The organism is Leclercia sp. EC_58 (assembly GCF_019584355.1).
GTDB lineage: Bacteria > Pseudomonadota > Gammaproteobacteria > Enterobacterales > Enterobacteriaceae > Enterobacter.
Map to the genome: position 1 here is coordinate 662,801 of NZ_VDAM01000001.1, position 16,942 is coordinate 679,742.

Here is a 16,942-nt window from a genome sequence, read left to right on the forward strand (position 1 = left end):
GCAAGGCTGGGACGGAAGTCACTGTCGTTCTCAAAATCGGTGGAGCTGCATGACAAGGTCATCGGGCATTATCTGAACATAAAACACTATCAGTAAGTTGGAGTCATTACCCGCCTCACTATAACGATAATTTTTCGCTACACAGGATGCATTATGAAAAAGATGATGATGGCCAGCCTCGCCGCTGCAGGTGTGCTCATTGCAATGACCGGCCAGGCTCAGGCGGGTGCCACTCTGGATGCAGTTAAACAAAAAGGGTTTGTGCAATGCGGGATCAGTGACGGTCTGCCTGGTTTCTCTTACGCCGACGCCAACGGTAAGTTCTCCGGTATTGATGTTGACGTGTGCCGTGGCGTTGCCGCTGCGGTATTCGGCGACGACACCAAAGTGAAATATACCCCGCTGACGGCGAAAGAGCGCTTTACTGCCCTGCAATCCGGCGAAGTGGATATGCTTTCGCGTAATACCACCTGGACCTCATCCCGTGATACCGGGATGGGAATGACCTTCACCGGTGTGACCTATTACGACGGCATTGGTTTCCTGACGCACAATAAAGCGGGTCTCAAAAGTGCGAAAGAGCTGGATGGTGCCACCGTCTGTATCCAGGCGGGTACGGATACTGAACTGAACGTCGCCGACTATTTCAAAGCCAACAACATGAAATATACGCCAGTGACCTTTGACCGCTCTGACGAATCCGCCAAAGCGCTGGAGTCCGGCCGCTGCGATACCCTGGCCTCGGATCAGTCTCAGCTTTATGCGCTGCGGATCAAGCTGAGTAATCCGGCGGAATGGATCGTCCTGCCAGAAGTGATCTCCAAAGAGCCGCTGGGGCCGGTCGTCCGTCGCGGGGATGATGAATGGAACGCTGTCGTTCGCTGGACGCTGTTCGCCATGCTCAACGCGGAAGAGATGGGTGTCAACTCGAAGAACGTCGATGAGAAGGCAGCTAATCCGGCCACGCCTGATATGGCCCATCTGCTGGGCAAAGAAGGAGATTACGGCAAGGATCTGAAGCTGGATAACAAATGGGCGTACAACATCATTAAAAAGGTGGGTAACTACGCGGAGATCTTCGAGCGTAACGTTGGATCTGAGAGCGCGCTGAAGATCAGCCGTGGGCAGAACAACCTCTGGAACAATGGCGGCATTCAATACGCGCCGCCAGTACGCTAAGCATCTTGCTGTAACGGGCACTGCCAGCGCAGTGCCCAGTCCAGAGTCATGGTTACCCGAGGTTTTATATGTTCCATCGCCGCTTAGCCCTGAAAGGAGCTCTCTCCTTTTCTAATCCTGCGGTTCGCGCCTGGCTGTTTCAGATCCTCGCTGTTCTCGCTGTCCTGGCCGTCGCGATCTACCTGTTCCACAACACTGTTACCAACCTCAGCACACGCGGCATTACGTCGGGCTTTGCCTTCCTTGACCGTAGTGCAGGGTTTGGCATTGTTCAGCACTTAATTGATTACGGTGAAGGCGATACCTATGGCCGCGTATTCCTTGTCGGCCTGATGAATACCCTGCTGGTTTCAGCGTTATGCATTGTGTTTGCTTCTCTGCTGGGCTTTTTCCTCGGGCTCGCGCGTCTCTCGGATAACTGGCTGCTGCGTAAGCTCTCCACGTTTTATATCGAGACCTTCCGTAACATTCCCCCGCTGCTGCAGATCTTCTTCTGGTATTTCGCCGTCCTGCGCAACCTGCCTGGCCCCCGTCAGGCGGTGGATGCGTTCGATCTGGCCTTTTTAAGCAACCGCGGCCTCTATATCCCCGCGCCGCAGATTGCCGAAGGGATGCTGGCATTGCTGGCCGCGTTGGCGTGCGTAATTGGCGTTTCGGTTGCGCTGTTTCGCTACAACCGCATGCATCAGATTAAAACCGGGCAGCTACGGCGCACCTGGCCCGTCACCCTGGCTTTAGTGGTGATCCTGCCGTGGCTGACGCATACAATAGCCGGCCCGGCAATGCACTGGGATGTTCCGCAGCTGAAGGGGTTTAACTTCCGCGGCGGCATGGTATTGATCCCGGAACTGGCCGCCCTGACGCTGGCGCTTTCCATCTATACCTCGGCCTTTATCGCAGAGATTATTCGCGCCGGTATTCAGGCCGTTCCCCATGGTCAGCATGAGGCTGCTCGCTCCCTTGGGCTTCCCAATCCGGTCACTCTGCGCCAGGTCATCATCCCCCAGGCCTTGCGGGTGATCATCCCTCCGCTGACCAGCCAGTATCTCAACATCGTGAAAAACTCCTCTCTCGCGGCGGCGATCGGCTATCCCGATATGGTCTCGTTGTTTGCCGGAACCGTTCTTAACCAGACCGGCCAGGCAATAGAAACCATTGCCATTACGATGTCGGTCTACCTGATTATTAGCCTGACCATTTCACTGTTGATGAATATCTACAACCGTCGTATCGCGCTGGTTGAACGCTAAGGAACCATGATGACAAAAGCGGTCTTGTCTCACCCTGCGCGTCCGGCCACAACCGGCAACGGACGCATCATTAACTGGGCTCGTAAAAACCTGTTCTCCAGCTGGAGCAACAGTTTGCTCACCCTGTTCTGCTTCTGGCTGATGTGGGAGCTTATCCCGCCGCTCATTAACTGGGCATTTTTGCAGGCTAACTGGATCGGTACCACCCGCGCCGATTGCACAAAAGAGGGAGCCTGCTGGGTCTTTATTCATCAGCGCTTCGGCCAGTTTATGTATGGGCTCTATCCCCACGATCAGCGTTGGCGCATTAACCTTGCGCTGGTTATCGGGCTGCTTTCTGTCGTTCCCATGTTCTGGAAGAGGTTACCCCATCGGGGACGATACATCGTCTGTTGGGCGGTGATCTATCCCCTGCTCGTCTGGGGGCTGTTGTATGGCGGCGTGCTGGGGCTGGATCGCGTTGAAACCCGCCAGTGGGGCGGTCTGACGCTGACGCTGATTATCGCCTCGGTAGGGATTGCCGGCGCATTGCCATTAGGGATTTTACTGGCACTAGGCCGCCGCTCAACCATGCCGGTCGTGCGCGTCCTCTCGGTAATTTTTATTGAGTTCTGGCGCGGCGTTCCGCTTATCACCGTGCTCTTTATGTCTTCCGTGATGCTACCGCTGTTTATGGCGGAAGGCACTACCATCGACAAGCTGATCCGCGCCCTGGTTGGCGTCATTCTGTTCCAGTCTGCTTATGTTGCCGAGGTCGTGCGCGGCGGATTGCAGGCGCTCCCCAAGGGCCAGTATGAAGCAGCCGAATCGCTGGCGCTGGGTTACTGGAAAACGCAGGGACTGGTAATCCTTCCCCAGGCGCTGAAGCTGGTGATCCCGGGCCTGGTGAACACCATCATTGCGCTGTTTAAGGACACCAGTCTGGTGATCATTATTGGATTATTCGATCTATTCAGTAGCGTGCAGCAGGCTACCGTCGACCCGGCGTGGCTGGGCATGTCGACAGAAGGCTACGTTTTTGCAGCACTTATCTACTGGATTTTCTGTTTTAGCATGTCGCGCTACAGCCAGCATCTGGAAAAGCGCTTTAACACCGGGCGTACACCGCACTGAGGAACCTATGAGCCAGATAACTATGACCCCCGCTGACGCGATGATTACGCTGGATAACGTGAATAAGTGGTACGGGCAATTTCATGTGCTGAAAAATATTAACCTGAAGGTGAAACAAGGCGAGCGTATTGTCCTTTGTGGGCCTTCAGGCTCGGGTAAATCAACAACGATCCGCTGCATCAATCATCTGGAAGAGCATCAGCAAGGCCGGATTGTGGTGGATGGGATCGAGCTGAATGACGACATCCGCAACGTTGAGCGTGTTCGCCAGGAGGTGGGCATGGTCTTCCAGCATTTTAATTTATTCCCTCATCTGACCGTTCTGCAAAACTGTACTCTCGCACCCATCTGGGTACGTAAAATGCCGAAAAAAGAAGCTGAGGCACTTGCTATGCACTATCTGGAGCGGGTACGCATTGCTGAACACGCTCATAAGTTTCCGGGGCAGATCTCAGGCGGGCAGCAGCAACGCGTGGCCATCGCCCGCTCTCTGTGCATGAAACCTAAAATTATGCTGTTTGATGAGCCGACTTCAGCGCTCGATCCCGAGATGGTGAAAGAGGTTCTGGATACGATGATAGGCCTGGCGGAATCGGGAATGACCATGCTCTGCGTCACGCACGAGATGGGCTTCGCCAGAACCGTGGCGGACCGGGTGATCTTTATGGATCGCGGAGAAATTGTCGAGCAGGCACCGCCGGAAGAATTTTTCTCTAACCCAAAATCAGAACGTACGCGCGCGTTTTTGTCACAGGTTATTCACTAACGTTGATCGGCCCGGCGGCGCTGTACGCGTCGGGCCCTGGTTTTTGTGACGCAGAAATGCAAAAAGGCCATCCTTTCGGATGGCCTTTTCACTTAATTGATGTCTGGCAGTTCCCTACTCTCGCATGGGGAGACCCCACACTACCATCGGCGCTACGGCGTTTCACTTCTGAGTTCGGCATGGGGTCAGGTGGGACCACCGCGCTACAGCCGCCAGACAAATTCTTTTACTTCTTGCCGAACTTTAACCTAAGTATAAAGTGGTGCTGATACCCAGAGTCGAACTGGGGACCTCACCCTTACCAAGGGTGCGCTCTACCAACTGAGCCATATCAGCACGCTAAATTTGATGCCTGGCAGTTCCCTACTCTCGCATGGGGAGGCCCCACACTACCATCGGCGCTACGGCGTTTCACTTCTGAGTTCGGCATGGGGTCAGGTGGGACCACCGCGCTACATTAACCTCACAACCCGAAGCTGTTTCACTTCGCGTTGTGAAAATTTGAGAGACTCGAACACACTTAACGTGTGTCGTTTCAATTTTCAGCTTGATCCAGATTTTTAAAGAGCAAAACTTCGCAGCGCACCCTTGCAGGTACACTCTGAAGTTTTCAGGTTTTCGCAGTAAATATGGTGGAGCTATGCGGGATCGAACCGCAGACCTCCTGCGTGCAAGGCAGGCGCTCTCCCAGCTGAGCTATAGCCCCATCGTGGTCAATCTCTTCAACCGTAATTCCTGTTGAGGCAAGGCGTGGTGACACGAAGCATACTGAAGTATGTGAGTGTCGCCGCAACGCAGCATCAGCAGGAATTTGGTAGGCCTGAGTGGACTTGAACCACCGACCTCACCCTTATCAGGGGTGCGCTCTAACCACCTGAGCTACAAGCCTGCAGAGATTTTTTACTGCTAATTTTCATCAGACATGCCTTCCTCCTCGCTGAAAGTACTTTACAACCCGAAGGCCTTCTTCATACACGCGGCATGGCTGCATCAGGCTTGCGCCCATTGTGCAATATTCCCCACTGCTGCCTCCCGTAGGAGTCTGGACCGTGTCTCAGTTCCAGTGTGGCTGGTCATCCTCTCAGACCAGCTAGGGATCGTCGCCTAGGTGAGCCATTACCCCACCTACTAGCTAATCCCATCTGGGCACATCCGATGGCAAGAGGCCCGAAGGTCCCCCTCTTTGGTCTTGCGACGTTATGCGGTATTAGCTACCGTTTCCAGTAGTTATCCCCCTCCATCAGGCAGTTTCCCAGACATTACTCACCCGTCCGCCACTCGTCACCCGAGAGCAAGCTCTCTGTGCTACCGTTCGACTTGCATGTGTTAGGCCTGCCGCCAGCGTTCAATCTGAGCCATGATCAAACTCTTCAATTTAAGTTTGATGCTCGTGAATTAAACTTCGTAATGAATTACGTGTTCACTCAGAGACTTGGTATTCATTTATTGTCCGAGGACATTAAGAATCCATGTCACTTTGAGTGCCCACACAGATTGTCTGATAAATTGTTAAAGAGCAGTGCAACGCGGCTTTCGCTCACCGTTGCGAGGTGGCGTATATTACGCTTTCCTCTTTCAGAGTCAAGCGATTATTTTCGCTTTTCTCTTCAACCGGCCCGGCTGTCTGTGTGAAGTGATTCACATCCGCCGTGTCGATGGAGGCGCATTATAGGGATCCCAGTTTTTAGCACAAGCATTTTTTCGATCTTTTCTTCTGACTGTTCTTTTTTCGTTCTTTCCGCTGAAATCCCATCCGATATGCTCAAATAATGACGTAATTGGCCCTTGATCAAGCTACGTATTAGGATCAAAGTCATCAAAAGAATGCACATCAGTCGAGGTTGATATGTCTGCAGTACTCCGTCCCTATAAAGATCTTTTCCCAAAACAAGGCGATCGCGTCATGATCGACAGCAGTAGCGTGGTCATTGGCGATGTCCGGCTGGGTGATGATGTCAGTATCTGGCCGCTGGTTGCCATTCGTGGAGATGTGAATTACGTCGCTATCGGCGCCCGTACCAATATTCAGGATGGCAGCGTGTTGCATGTCACCCATAAATCTTCTTATAACCCTGCAGGTAATCCCCTGATCGTTGGTGAGGAGGTTACTGTCGGTCATAAAGTGATGTTGCACGGCTGCACGATCGGCAATCGCGTTCTGGTCGGCATGGGATCGATTTTGCTGGATGGTGTGGTAGTAGAAGATGACGTAATGATTGGTGCTGGCAGCCTGGTTCCGCAAAACAAGCGGCTCGAGAGCGGCTTTCTCTATTTAGGAAGTCCGGTAAAACAGATCCGCCCCCTGACGGAAGCGGAAATAGAAGGGTTAAAGTACTCAGCCAATAACTACGTTAAATGGAAGAATGACTATCTGGATCAGGAAAGCCAGAACCACCCTTGATCGTCCTCGTCCCCCTTGCGGATCGCATCGCTGGCTTCTTCTTCCAGATCCCAGCGATGTTCACGAAACATCTCAATTGGCAGGCCATCGCCAAAACGACGCGCCAGCGTTCTTCCTTCAATGGCACACATCATTTGCATGCCATTTACCAGCGCGGGAAAACAGACTGCCTGTTTATCTTCATCCCAGCTTTCTCGATCCGGGAACTGGATCGCCTGGTTCATGCCGATAGCTCCAGTTTGAGTTTTTCAATGACCGGCTCCACTTCCGGCAGCACGCCGTGCCAGAGCATCACCGCATGCGCGGCCTGCCCCACCAGCATCCCCAATCCATCAGCCACTCGTTTTGCGCCTTGCCGTTCACACCAACTCAGAAAAGGCGTTTTGCCTTTCTGATAGAACATGTCATAGCAATTAACCTGTCCATTGATCAATGACGCCGGAATGGCGGGAATATCGCCGCCAATGCCGCTTGAGGTCGCATTAACGATCAGATCAAACTCATGACCGCTTAGCGCGTCCATGGCAACCGCATGAATGCTGCCAGTGTGGGCAAACAGAGCGGCCAACTCTTCTGCCCGGGAGTAGGTACGATTCGTAATGGTTACTGCGCAATCCAGGGAGAGCAGAGGTAAAATCACACCTCGCGCCGCGCCGCCCGCGCCAATCAAAAGAATACGCGCGCCAGGTTTGATAAATGACAGACGTTCCAGATCGCTCAGCAGGCCAATGCCATCAGTGTTGTCTCCTAGAATTCGGCCATCTTCAAGCCGCTTGAGCGTATTCACAGCTCCCGCAAGAGAGGCGCGCTCGGTTAACTCATCGGCGCGCCCGAATGCCTCTTCTTTAAAAGGTACGGTGACATTCGCCCCTTTTCCGCCACCAGCGAAAAAAGCATCCAGCGTCGTCACAAAGGCATCAACGGGTGCAAGCACACGGCCATAAGGGTGATCGATATGCAACTGCTGTGCGAACTGTTGGTGAATAAACGGCGATTTGCTATGCGCAACTGGATTACCAAAAACGGCGTACGCTTCCATCTGATTACCCCTGGCGAAAAAGTTCGCCGGTCAAAGCATCACGAATTTCTGACGGGTTCAGGCGACCACTGGTTTCACCGATGACCACCGGGAACTCACTGCCAAACTGCGCTGACACCTCTTCTGCAGTGCGGCAAGGAGGCAATCCCGTCAGATTGGCGCTGGTAGAGACCAGCGGTTTACCAAAGCGATTACATAGCTCGATAACTAATGGATGGTCCGTCACGCGAACAGCAAGGGAGTCAAAACGCCCCGTCAGCCATCGAGGCGTTGTCGGCAGCGCCGGAAACACAAACGTTACCGGCCCGGGCCAGGAGGAGAAAATGGTTTCACGCTGCGCTGACGTCAACATGGAATCATCTATATAAGGTTTAAGCTGTTCAAAACTGGCGGCGATGAGAATCAGCCCTTTTTCTACCGGGCGCTGTTTAAGCGTTAAGAGACGTGTTACGGCTACTTCGCTGTCGGGATCGCATCCCACCCCAAAAACCGCTTCTGTTGGATAGGCGATGACTTCTTCATTTTTCAGCACATCCACTGCATGCGCAACGGAGCCTGACTGCAGGTTATTCTTCACTTTTTTATTCCGCCGAAACCGGCTTTCCACATTGTTTACTGGCGCAGAAGCGCTTCATACCTTGCGCCGTTTTTTTCTCGATAAGTAGCGGGTAATGACACTCAGGACAGCTGCCCGCCACTGGTTTGAAATTGGTAACAAACTGACATTCAGGATAACGATCGCAGGAGTGGAATGTCTTACCATAGCGTGAACGGCGTTGCACGAGATGACCGCTGCCGCATTGCGGGCAGGCTACGGCTGTTTCATCAGGTTTATCGATTTGTTCGGTGTGATGACATTCGGGATAGCGACTGCAGCCAATAAACATGCCAAAACGCCCCTGACGCAGCGCCAGATCCCCGCCGCATTGCGGGCAGGCTTGTCCCTCCAGAATCTTAACAATATGCCCGTCCGCCTGATTTTTCAGGGGACGGACATAATCACATTCTGGATAGTGTGAACAACCGAGAAACGGCCCGTGTTTACCGGACCGGATAACAAGTTCTGCCCCACACTGCGGGCAGGACTCATGTTTACGCACCGTAAATAGTGCTGATTTGGCCATAACAACTCTTGGTGCTGCACAATGAATTAGTGCAGCATACCTTCATTCACTTCAAAGAGTAATTCTTCCATTTGCTGATAGGCATTTTCACACCCTGGAATATTGAACAGAACCATCAGAATGACCCACTTCAGGTCCTCCAGCTCAAATTCTGCGGTATCCAGCGCCATGACGCGCTCTATCACCATTTCTCGTGTTTCGAGGTTCAGCACCTGAATCTGCTCAAGGAATAAGATAAATCCCCGGCAACTGGCATCCAGCCTTTCACACTCTTCAGCCGTATAGATGCGTACAGACAGTGGATCGGAAACTAACTGCATCGGTTCGGCAAGGCCTTCCTGATAATCAGCCAGTTTTTCCAGCCATATTAACGCGTTGTAGATATCTTCCCGTTCGAAACCTGCATCGGTGAGATCGCGTGTGAGTTTGTCCTGATCCACGCGTGCTTCAGCTTCGTTATGGATGTAAGTCTCAAACAAATACATGAGTACGTCGAACATGGCTTGCCCTCCTTAATCGGACATAGCCGCCGGGTACAGCTGCGATCCATCCTGCTAACTCCAGTTCGAGTAGCTGTGCTACCGTTACTGGCACAGGTTGGCCGGCACGTTCAGCGACAACGTCAACAGGTGTTACCTCATCTCCTACGTTAGCCAGGAGCTCAGGAAATGGCAATGCTACCTGGTCCTGATCTGAAGAATAAAGCCAATTTTTGGGATCCTCTGGCAGCCAGCTCAGTCCGTTTTGCAACGTTTCCAGAATATCTTCTGCCGTTGTCACGGGAGTCGCCCCTTGCTTTATTAACCAGTGAGGACCTTCACTCCCCGGGTTGCCAATGGCTCCCGGTAATGCAAAGACCTCACGCCCCTGCTCAAGGGCGCATTTGGCGGTAACGAGAGAACCGCTTCTTATCATCGCTTCGATAACGAACACCCCCTGACTGAGGCCGCTAATGATGCGGTTACGTCGCGGGAAATTACCCGGCCAGGGAGGTGTCGCGAGTGAAAACTCAGAGATCACTGCACCGCCGCTTTCAACAAGACGCATGGCCAGCGACGAATGGCGACGGGGATAGACATCAGCCAGACCGTTGCCCAGCACCGCGACGCTTTTGCCTTTAACGTTGAGCGCAGCGCGATGCGCTATACCATCGATGCCGCAGGCCAGCCCGCTGGTAATCGTCAGGCCCGCCTGGGCTAGCTGCTCACAAAGCGCTTTGCCCCAACGCTCTCCATACCAGGAGTGGGATCGGCTGCCGACCACGGCAAGTTGCAGACTCGACAGCACGGAGGGCTCCCCCTTAACAAACAAAGCCCCAGGGTAATCGGCAATAGCGCGAAGCTGCTCAGGATAGAGGGCATTATCCGCACATATCAGATGATGCCCCTGCCCGGCCAGCCAGGCCATACTGCGGTCGAGTTCCCGCGGTGAAAACAATAAAAACTTCTCCTTTTGCCTGTGGGTGAGCCCCCTTTCCACCAGCAGAGCACCATCAATATAGGGTTCGCGCTGCAGCTGCTGCGCTATCGCCACCATCTTGTCGCCGTACAACTCTCCTGTGCTTATCAGGCGTAGCCAAATCTCTGTGGATGTCATCCTTTCCCCTGCCAGAAGCCGCTATAGCAATCTTTGCGATTGGTCACTGATGCTGTCAATCAGAGGGGGTTTTGTCTAGAATAGAGGTTATATTCTTATCAACTCCTGAATACGACTCTGGAAATATATGGCAGTTTTGCAAGTGTTACATATTCCGGACGAGCGCCTTCGCAAAGTCGCCGAGCCGGTTAAAGAAGTGAATGCAGACACTCAACGTATCATTGATGATATGTTCGATACGATGTACGCCGAAGAAGGCATCGGTCTCGCGGCGACTCAGGTGGATATTCACCAGCGCATCATTGTGATCGACGTTTCTGAGAACCGCGACGGGCGCCTGGTATTAATCAACCCGGAGCTTCTGGAAAAAAGCGGTGAAACCGGTATCGAAGAAGGCTGCCTCTCTATCCCTGAGCAGCGAGCACTGGTACCGCGTGCAGAAAAGGTCAAAATCCGCGCGCTTGATCGCGACGGTAAGCCGTTCGAACTGGAAGCGGATGATCTGCTGGCCATCTGCATTCAGCATGAGATGGATCATCTGGTCGGTAAACTGTTTATCGATTATCTCTCTCCACTGAAGCAGCAGCGTATTCGTCAGAAAGTAGAGAAACTGGATCGCATGCGCGCTCGCGCTTAATGTGACCCCGGATACAAGGAATAACGTGTCTACATCACTACGTATCATCTTTGCAGGAACACCTGACTTCGCAGCGCGTCATCTCGACGCGCTGTTGTCGTCTGGTCATAAGGTTGTTGGCGTGTTTACTCAGCCCGATCGTCCGGCAGGCCGTGGTAAAAAATTGATGCCGAGCCCGGTTAAAGTCCTGGCTGAAGAGCACGGTTTACCGGTCTTTCAACCTGCTTCGTTACGGCCGCAGGAAAATCAGCAGTTGGTTGCTCAGTTAAATGCAGATGTCATGGTGGTTGTGGCGTATGGCCTCATCCTGCCGAAAGCGGTGCTTGATATGCCGCGTCTGGGCTGCATTAATGTCCACGGTTCACTTCTCCCACGCTGGCGTGGCGCAGCGCCGATCCAGCGTTCGTTGTGGGCTGGCGATGCCGATACTGGCGTGACGATTATGCAAATGGACGTAGGGCTGGATACTGGCGATATGCTGCATAAGCTCTCTTGTCCTATTACCGCCGAAGATACCAGTGCCACCCTGTATGACAAACTGGCAGAGCTTGGGCCAAAAGGGCTGATTGATACACTGCAACAGCTTGCAGAGAATCGGGCTCAACCAGAAGTTCAGGACGAAGCATTAGTGACCCATGCTGAAAAGCTCAGCAAAGAAGAGGCCCGCCTCGACTGGACTCTCCCTGCTGCTCAGCTTGAACGCTGCATTCGGGCTTTCAATCCATGGCCAATGAGCTGGCTTGAGATAGACGGACAGCCGGTGAAGGTATGGAAGGCCTCCGTGATTGATGGCCAAACTCACGCTGCACCTGGAACAATCATTGAAGCCAGTAAACAGGGTATTCAGGTCGCGACAGTTGAAGGGATCCTTAATCTGGAATCCTTACAACCAGCAGGTAAAAAAGCCATGAGCGCGCAGGACCTTCTTAACTCCCGCCGTGAATGGTTTACCCCTGGCAACAGTCTCGCCTGAGATCATCTCAAATTAAGGCCCGGTGTTTCCGGGCATTTTTATTTTTGCGGTTATGAAAAAACAAAATTTACGCAGCCTGGCAGCACAGGCGATTGAGCAAGTGGTCGAGCAGGGTCAGTCCCTGAGCAATGTCCTGCCACCGTTACAGCAAAAGGTTTCCGATAAAGATAAGTCGCTGCTTCAGGAGTTGTGCTTTGGTGTTCTGCGCACGTTACCCCAGATGGAGTGGCTGATCGGAAAACTTATGGCGCGCCCGATGGCGGGCAAGCAACGCGTCATTCACTACCTGATCATGGTCGGCTTCTATCAGCTGCTGCATACCCGCATTCCACCTCATGCCGCACTGGCAGAGACCGTAGAAGGCGCGGTTGCGGTAAAACGCCCGCAGCTGAAAGGGTTGATCAACGGCGTGTTGCGACAGTTCCAACGTCAGCAAGATGAATTACTGGCTGAGTTTGCCCGCACGGAAAAACGTTTCCTGCATCCTGACTGGTTATTAAAGCGTCTGCAAAAAGACTATCCTGAGCAGTGGGAAGCGCTAATTAATGCCAATAACCAGCGTCCACCTATGTGGCTACGCGTTAACCGCAATCACCACACCCGGGATGCCTGGCTGGCATTACTGGAAGAGGCCGGGATGACCGGGTTCCCTCATCCTGAATACAGCGATGCAGTGCGCCTGGCGGCCCCTGCACCGGTACATGCTCTGCCTGGCTTTGAACAGGGCTGGGTTACCGTTCAGGACGCTTCAGCCCAGGGTTGCATGACCTGGCTTGAGCCGCAGAATGGCGAGCGGATCCTCGATCTTTGCGCCGCGCCAGGCGGTAAGACAACGCATATCCTGGAAGTCGCACCACAGGCGAACGTGATGGCTGTCGACGTTGACGAACAGCGTCTTTCGCGTGTCTACGATAATCTCAAACGTCTGGGTATGAAGGCGGAGGTTAAGCAGGGTGACGGACGTACGCCTGGGCAGTGGTGCGGGGATGAGCAGTTCGATCGCATTTTACTGGATGCCCCTTGCTCAGCGACCGGCGTTATCCGCCGCCATCCGGATATCAAATGGTTGCGCCGCGACCGGGATATCAACGAACTGGCACAGTTGCAGTCAGAGATCCTCGACGCTATCTGGCCGCATCTGAAAACAGGCGGGACGCTGGTTTATGCCACCTGTTCTGTTCTGCCGGAAGAGAATAGCCAGCAGATCGCTGCGTTCCTGAAGCGCACACCTGATGCCCGCCTGCATCTGACCGGCACACCAGAACTGCCCGGCAAGCAAAACCTGCCAGGGGCAGAAGAAGGCGACGGTTTCTTTTACGCTAAGCTAATCAAAGAGTGATGTTGATAACGGGTCACAAGATATGAAGATAATCATTCTGGGCGCGGGGCAGGTAGGCGGTACGCTGGCAGAAAACCTGGTCGGTGAGAATAACGACATCACTATCGTTGATACTAATGGCGATCGTCTGCGCGGCCTGCAGGATAAATTCGATCTGCGGGTGGTACAGGGGCATGGCTCTCATCCACGCGTGTTGCGTGAAGCCGGAGCGGACGACGCAGACATGCTGGTTGCTGTCACCAGTTCTGATGAAACGAATATGGTGGCCTGTCAGGTGGCCTATTCGTTATTTAATACCCCAAACCGAATCGCGCGTATACGTTCGCCGGATTACGTTCGTGACGCCGATAAGTTGTTTCAGTCCGATGCGGTGCCAATCGACCACTTAATCGCGCCGGAACAGCTGGTTATCGACAGTATTTATCGCCTGATTGAATACCCGGGCGCACTGCAGGTAGTGAATTTCGCAGAGGGCAAGGTCAGTCTTGCGGTGGTGAAAGCCTACTATGGCGGCCCGCTGATCGGTAACGCACTCTCTACGATGCGCGAACATATGCCGCACATCGATACGCGCGTCGCCGCGATTTTCCGTCATGACCGCCCTATTCGTCCACAAGGCTCTACCATTGTCGAAGCCGGTGACGAGGTTTTCTTTATCGCCGCGTCACAGCACATCCGTGCGGTAATGAGCGAGCTTCAGCGACTGGAAAAACCCTATAAGCGCATCATGCTGGTCGGGGGCGGTAATATCGGCGCTGGCCTGGCCCGGCAGCTGGAAAAAGATTATAGCGTGAAATTGATCGAACGGGATCAACAGCGCGCCGCTGAACTGGCAGAAAAACTGCAAAATACGATCGTTTTTTATGGCGATGCGTCGGATCAGGAGCTGCTTGCCGAAGAGCATATCGATCAGGTTGATCTTTTCATTGCGGTTACCAACGACGACGAAGCCAACATCATGTCAGCGATGCTGGCAAAACGGATGGGTGCGAAAAAGGTTATGGTGCTTATCCAGCGCAAAGCCTATGTCGATCTGGTGCAGGGAAGCGTTATCGATATTGCGATTTCGCCGCAACAGGCCACTATCTCTGCCCTTCTGAGTCACGTGCGAAAAGCGGATATCGTTGGCGTGTCTTCCCTCCGTCGTGGAGTGGCAGAAGCTATCGAAGCCGTGGCGCATGGCGACGAGAGCACCTCCCGTGTGGTTGGGCGTACCATCGATGAGATTAAGCTCCCGCCGGGCACTATCATTGGTGCAGTAGTGCGGGGTAACGATGTCATGATCGCTAATGACAATCTACGCATTGAGCAGGGCGATCACGTTATTATGTTCCTGACAGACAAAAAGTTTATTACCGACGTCGAGCGCTTATTCCAGCCAAGTCCTTTCTTCCTCTGACGCTTGCAAAGGTGCTGTTTTCAGCACCTTTTCTTTTTAACCCAATAATATGTAAGGGTTATATTTCTGTGACGTACGTCTCTCTTCAATGGCAATCCGCTAATGATTTGTTAGACTTGTATTTGTCAGCTGGCACAAGGAGAACAAAATGAGTTTTATTAAAGAATTTCGCGAATTTGCGATGCGCGGAAACGTAGTGGATTTGGCTGTGGGTGTGATTATTGGTGCGGCGTTTGGCAAGATCGTTTCATCACTGGTTGCAGATATCATCATGCCACCACTGGGCCTTTTAATTGGCGGAATAGATTTCAAGCAATTCGCCATAACGCTGCGGGAAGCGCAAGGTGATGTCCCTGCGGTGGTAATGCACTATGGCGTGTTTATTCAAAACGTATTTGATTTCATGATTGTTGCTTTCGCCATCTTTATGGCCATTAAGCTCATCAACAAATTAAACCGTAAGAAAAAAGAAGAACCGGCTGCGCCGCCAGCCCCATCGAAAGAAGAAGTGCTGCTTACTGAAATTCGTGACTTACTGAAAGCGCAGAACAACCGCACTTTGTAAGCCACTCAAAGCAAGAAGGCCAGTGGTAAGTAAGCGATTCGCTTGCTTGCCACTGGCCTCCCAGTTACCCCGTTTTGCATGTTTAGTTTTGCGCAGATAACTTCCTTTCCCTTTCTTGTTCTTCTCGATCCGCTGTCTGAATAAAGGATCATGCAGTAACGCCTCAATGGCATTGTTGTTGATCTGACCTTTCTTGTGTTGATAATGGCTCATACTTTCTCCAGTGTTCAAAATATCGACGCAAGTGTAGAAGGTGCTGACAATAAAATCAACACCCGCGAGACTCACCATTCGCCCCTTGTTCAAGGGTTTCCAGAATAGAACAGTAAACGCTGCTATGTGCAGTACCGCAACAGGCATCGTTCAACCGCTGTAAAGAGAGCCGCATGGTTTGAAGCTCTTCGATACGCGCTTCGACTTCACTCAATCTCGCCTGCACAATACTTTTTGATTCCTGGCAGGTGTGATGCTCGGGATCGATACGGATCGACAGTAGCTCGCGGATCGATTCCAGGGTAAACCCCAGCTGTCGCGCATGACGAATAAACTTAAGGCGCTGAAGATCCCGGTCGGTATAAAGCCGGAAGCCCCCTTCAGTGCGAATCTCATGCTCCATCATCTGCTGCTTTTCGTAATAACGAATAGTATCAGGGGTAACCTCAGCCAGCTTCGCAAGCTCACCAATACGATACATCGCTACTCCTCCTTCATTTTTTGCATTAGACGTTCAGCATAATCCCCGCGCAGAAACTCCGTACTCGCTCCCGCCTGGCGCAGCTTTAGTTCCAGAAGGGCGAGACGGCGAGCGTAATCCGCATGCGCTGCAGTGCCCTCTTTGACTGTGGTGAGCAAATGAGACAGCTCGATCGCCTCTTTACGCTGTTCAAGTTCAGGAGGGAGGCAACCCGCATTTTTTAACATGCGGTAGGCTGCTCTAAGCTCTGGGGGGACATGTGAATCATCATCCAGTTTCAGCGGCTGGCCACTGCCGGGCAGGTCATCGAATTCACCCTGGCGCTGGGCATCCAGAATGTGTCGTTCTGCCCATTGGTCCAATAACCACATAGCAAAACTCCAGAAAGAAGGAAAAGAATAAGAGTAGTGTAGAAAATGGGGATTCAGCAGATATAAAAAAACCCGCCGGGGCGGGTTTTTTTACGTTACTGCAGATTACTCTGCAGCAGCTTCTGCTTTCTCTGAACGATCAACCAGCTCGATGTAAGCCATCGGCGCGTTGTCGCCTGCACGGAAGCCACACTTCAGAATGCGAGTGTAACCACCGGCACGGCTCGCGAAACGCGGGCCCAGTTCGTTAAACAGTTTTGCCACGATCTCGTTATCACGAGTACGGGCGAATGCCAGACGACGATTAGCAACGCTGTCAGTCTTGGCAAGAGTAATCAGCGGCTCAACTACGCGACGCAGCTCTTTCGCTTTAGGCAGGGTCGTCTTGATGATTTCATGACGAACCAGTGAACCTGCCATGTTGCGGAACATAGCCTGGCGATGGCTGCTGTTGCGGTTCAGTTGACGACCACTCTTACGATGGCGCATGACCTTA

At 52.8% G+C, this 16,942-nt stretch carries 21 protein-coding genes, 2 tRNA genes, 2 rRNA genes and 1 other annotated feature; of the genes, 11 read left to right on the top strand and 14 right to left on the bottom strand.

Features of this window, described 5'->3' with window-relative positions; translation table 11 throughout:
* The 5 genes from FHC51_RS03270 to FHC51_RS03290 form a co-directional block, all read left to right on the top strand.
* The coding region (locus FHC51_RS03270; protein ID WP_000851394.1) for an IS1 family transposase at positions 1-96 on the top strand (96 nt) is incomplete at its 5' end.
* Between the two features lie 57 nt (positions 97-153).
* Positions 154-1,179 carry an amino acid ABC transporter substrate-binding protein gene (locus FHC51_RS03275; RefSeq protein WP_114316554.1) on the top strand — a complete coding sequence of 342 codons (1,026 nt, stop codon included), beginning with the start codon at positions 154-156 and terminating at the stop codon, positions 1,177-1,179.
* A 68-nt stretch (positions 1,180-1,247) separates the two neighbouring features.
* Positions 1,248-2,429 (top strand): amino acid ABC transporter permease, encoded by a 1,182-nt coding sequence (locus FHC51_RS03280; RefSeq protein ID WP_220434892.1) that lies wholly within the window; start codon positions 1,248-1,250, stop codon positions 2,427-2,429.
* 9 nt (positions 2,430-2,438) lie between these two features.
* On the top strand, positions 2,439-3,542 hold the full coding sequence (locus FHC51_RS03285) for an amino acid ABC transporter permease (protein WP_220434893.1): 1,104 nt from the start codon (positions 2,439-2,441) through the stop codon (positions 3,540-3,542).
* A gap of 7 nt (positions 3,543-3,549) precedes the next feature.
* Positions 3,550-4,308 carry an amino acid ABC transporter ATP-binding protein gene (locus tag FHC51_RS03290; RefSeq protein WP_156239843.1) on the top strand — a complete coding sequence of 253 codons (759 nt, stop codon included), beginning with the start codon at positions 3,550-3,552 and terminating at the stop codon, positions 4,306-4,308.
* Positions 4,309-4,409: 101 nt separating this feature from the next.
* On the opposite strand, the gene rrf (FHC51_RS03295) is transcribed toward FHC51_RS03290, so the two are convergent.
* The 4 genes from rrf (FHC51_RS03295) to FHC51_RS03310 form a co-directional block, all read right to left on the bottom strand.
* Positions 4,410-4,525: ribosomal RNA gene (gene rrf, locus FHC51_RS03295) — 5S ribosomal RNA — on the bottom strand.
* A gap of 43 nt (positions 4,526-4,568) precedes the next feature.
* Positions 4,569-4,644, bottom strand: a tRNA-Thr gene (locus tag FHC51_RS03300).
* A 14-nt stretch (positions 4,645-4,658) separates the two neighbouring features.
* Positions 4,659-4,774 (bottom strand): 5S ribosomal RNA (rrf, locus tag FHC51_RS03305).
* Positions 4,775-4,938: 164 nt separating this feature from the next.
* A tRNA-Ala gene (locus FHC51_RS03310) sits at positions 4,939-5,014 on the bottom strand.
* A gap of 152 nt (positions 5,015-5,166) precedes the next feature.
* Positions 5,167-5,677 (bottom strand) — a sequence feature (16S ribosomal RNA rRNA prediction is too short).
* Between the two features lie 477 nt (positions 5,678-6,154).
* Here FHC51_RS03310 and FHC51_RS03315 point away from each other — a divergent pair.
* Complete coding sequence (locus FHC51_RS03315) at positions 6,155-6,709, top strand: gamma carbonic anhydrase family protein (RefSeq protein ID WP_220434894.1); 555 nt, start codon at positions 6,155-6,157, stop codon at positions 6,707-6,709.
* Here FHC51_RS03315 and FHC51_RS03320 read toward each other — a convergent pair.
* From FHC51_RS03320 to dprA, 6 genes are read right to left on the bottom strand one after another with little or no spacing between them, the layout of a single operon-like run.
* Positions 6,685-6,933: a DUF1488 domain-containing protein gene (locus FHC51_RS03320; RefSeq protein ID WP_103177254.1), complete on the bottom strand. Its 249-nt coding sequence runs from the start codon at positions 6,931-6,933 to the stop codon at positions 6,685-6,687. The two genes, FHC51_RS03315 and FHC51_RS03320, sit on opposite strands and share 25 nt — an antisense overlap.
* Complete coding sequence (aroE, locus tag FHC51_RS03325) at positions 6,930-7,748, bottom strand: shikimate dehydrogenase (protein ID WP_220434895.1); 819 nt, start codon at positions 7,746-7,748, stop codon at positions 6,930-6,932. The genes FHC51_RS03320 and aroE overlap by 4 nt, the downstream gene beginning before the upstream one ends.
* Before the next feature lie 4 nt (positions 7,749-7,752).
* Positions 7,753-8,325, bottom strand: coding sequence for an L-threonylcarbamoyladenylate synthase type 1 TsaC (gene tsaC / locus FHC51_RS03330; protein ID WP_103825486.1), 573 nt, complete (start codon positions 8,323-8,325; stop codon positions 7,753-7,755).
* A 4-nt stretch (positions 8,326-8,329) separates the two neighbouring features.
* Positions 8,330-8,872, bottom strand: a complete 543-nt coding sequence (locus FHC51_RS03335) for a type I DNA topoisomerase (RefSeq protein WP_103177257.1) — start codon at positions 8,870-8,872, stop codon at positions 8,330-8,332.
* Between the two features lie 26 nt (positions 8,873-8,898).
* Positions 8,899-9,372 (bottom strand): DUF494 family protein Smg, encoded by a 474-nt coding sequence (gene smg, locus FHC51_RS03340; protein ID WP_039032055.1) that lies wholly within the window; start codon positions 9,370-9,372, stop codon positions 8,899-8,901.
* Positions 9,344-10,468, bottom strand: coding sequence for a DNA-protecting protein DprA (dprA, locus tag FHC51_RS03345; RefSeq protein ID WP_220434896.1), 1,125 nt, complete (start codon positions 10,466-10,468; stop codon positions 9,344-9,346). Before dprA ends, smg begins: the two co-directional genes overlap by 29 nt.
* Before the next feature lie 127 nt (positions 10,469-10,595).
* Between dprA and def the strand changes: the two genes are divergently transcribed.
* The 5 genes from def to mscL all read left to right on the top strand — a co-directional run bounded on the left by def (position 10,596) and on the right by mscL (position 15,381).
* Complete coding sequence (gene def / locus FHC51_RS03350) at positions 10,596-11,105, top strand: peptide deformylase (protein WP_220434897.1); 510 nt, start codon at positions 10,596-10,598, stop codon at positions 11,103-11,105.
* 25 nt (positions 11,106-11,130) lie between these two features.
* Positions 11,131-12,078 carry a methionyl-tRNA formyltransferase gene (fmt, locus tag FHC51_RS03355; RefSeq protein WP_114385634.1) on the top strand — a complete coding sequence of 316 codons (948 nt, stop codon included), beginning with the start codon at positions 11,131-11,133 and terminating at the stop codon, positions 12,076-12,078.
* A 52-nt stretch (positions 12,079-12,130) separates the two neighbouring features.
* On the top strand, positions 12,131-13,417 hold the full coding sequence (rsmB, locus tag FHC51_RS03360) for a 16S rRNA (cytosine(967)-C(5))-methyltransferase RsmB (RefSeq protein ID WP_220434898.1): 1,287 nt from the start codon (positions 12,131-12,133) through the stop codon (positions 13,415-13,417).
* A gap of 22 nt (positions 13,418-13,439) precedes the next feature.
* Entirely contained in the window at positions 13,440-14,816 is a 1,377-nt protein-coding gene (gene trkA, locus FHC51_RS03365) for a Trk system potassium transporter TrkA (RefSeq protein WP_103177260.1), read from the top strand.
* Between the two features lie 148 nt (positions 14,817-14,964).
* The gene (mscL, locus tag FHC51_RS03370; protein ID WP_103177261.1) at positions 14,965-15,381 is read left to right on the top strand and encodes a large-conductance mechanosensitive channel protein MscL; all 417 of its coding nucleotides are present in this window, start codon (positions 14,965-14,967) and stop codon (positions 15,379-15,381) included.
* Here the strand turns inward: mscL and FHC51_RS03375 are convergent.
* The 4 genes from FHC51_RS03375 to rplQ all read right to left on the bottom strand — a co-directional run bounded on the left by FHC51_RS03375 (position 15,349) and on the right by rplQ (position 16,935).
* Complete coding sequence (locus FHC51_RS03375) at positions 15,349-15,594, bottom strand: alternative ribosome-rescue factor A (protein WP_220434899.1); 246 nt, start codon at positions 15,592-15,594, stop codon at positions 15,349-15,351. The genes mscL and FHC51_RS03375 overlap by 33 nt on opposite strands.
* A 55-nt stretch (positions 15,595-15,649) precedes the next feature.
* Entirely contained in the window at positions 15,650-16,075 is a 426-nt protein-coding gene (gene zntR / locus FHC51_RS03380; protein ID WP_103825482.1) for a Zn(2+)-responsive transcriptional regulator, read from the bottom strand.
* A gap of 2 nt (positions 16,076-16,077) precedes the next feature.
* On the bottom strand, positions 16,078-16,446 hold the full coding sequence (locus FHC51_RS03385) for a DUF1992 domain-containing protein (RefSeq protein WP_114316547.1): 369 nt from the start codon (positions 16,444-16,446) through the stop codon (positions 16,078-16,080).
* A gap of 105 nt (positions 16,447-16,551) precedes the next feature.
* Positions 16,552-16,935, bottom strand: a complete 384-nt coding sequence (rplQ, locus tag FHC51_RS03390) for a 50S ribosomal protein L17 (RefSeq protein ID WP_001216368.1) — start codon at positions 16,933-16,935, stop codon at positions 16,552-16,554.
* Positions 16,936-16,942 lie beyond the last annotated feature (7 nt).

Coding starts and splice junctions, on each gene's coding strand:
- FHC51_RS03275 (WP_114316554.1), top strand. CDS start 154: ATGAAAAAGATGATGATGGCCAGCCTCGCCGCTGCAGGTGTGCTCATT.
- FHC51_RS03280 (WP_220434892.1), top strand. CDS start 1,248: ATGTTCCATCGCCGCTTAGCCCTGAAAGGAGCTCTCTCCTTTTCTAAT.
- FHC51_RS03285 (WP_220434893.1), top strand. CDS start 2,439: ATGACAAAAGCGGTCTTGTCTCACCCTGCGCGTCCGGCCACAACCGGC.
- FHC51_RS03290 (WP_156239843.1), top strand. CDS start 3,550: ATGAGCCAGATAACTATGACCCCCGCTGACGCGATGATTACGCTGGAT.
- FHC51_RS03315 (WP_220434894.1), top strand. CDS start 6,155: ATGTCTGCAGTACTCCGTCCCTATAAAGATCTTTTCCCAAAACAAGGC.
- FHC51_RS03320 (WP_103177254.1), bottom strand. CDS start 6,933: ATGAACCAGGCGATCCAGTTCCCGGATCGAGAAAGCTGGGATGAAGAT.
- aroE (WP_220434895.1), bottom strand. CDS start 7,748: ATGGAAGCGTACGCCGTTTTTGGTAATCCAGTTGCGCATAGCAAATCG.
- FHC51_RS03335 (WP_103177257.1), bottom strand. CDS start 8,872: ATGGCCAAATCAGCACTATTTACGGTGCGTAAACATGAGTCCTGCCCG.
- smg (WP_039032055.1), bottom strand. CDS start 9,372: ATGTTCGACGTACTCATGTATTTGTTTGAGACTTACATCCATAACGAA.
- dprA (WP_220434896.1), bottom strand. CDS start 10,468: ATGACATCCACAGAGATTTGGCTACGCCTGATAAGCACAGGAGAGTTG.
- def (WP_220434897.1), top strand. CDS start 10,596: ATGGCAGTTTTGCAAGTGTTACATATTCCGGACGAGCGCCTTCGCAAA.
- rsmB (WP_220434898.1), top strand. CDS start 12,131: ATGAAAAAACAAAATTTACGCAGCCTGGCAGCACAGGCGATTGAGCAA.
- trkA (WP_103177260.1), top strand. CDS start 13,440: ATGAAGATAATCATTCTGGGCGCGGGGCAGGTAGGCGGTACGCTGGCA.
- mscL (WP_103177261.1), top strand. CDS start 14,965: ATGAGTTTTATTAAAGAATTTCGCGAATTTGCGATGCGCGGAAACGTA.
- FHC51_RS03375 (WP_220434899.1), bottom strand. CDS start 15,594: ATGAGCCATTATCAACACAAGAAAGGTCAGATCAACAACAATGCCATT.
- zntR (WP_103825482.1), bottom strand. CDS start 16,075: ATGTATCGTATTGGTGAGCTTGCGAAGCTGGCTGAGGTTACCCCTGAT.
- FHC51_RS03385 (WP_114316547.1), bottom strand. CDS start 16,446: ATGTGGTTATTGGACCAATGGGCAGAACGACACATTCTGGATGCCCAG.
- rplQ (WP_001216368.1), bottom strand. CDS start 16,935: ATGCGCCATCGTAAGAGTGGTCGTCAACTGAACCGCAACAGCAGCCAT.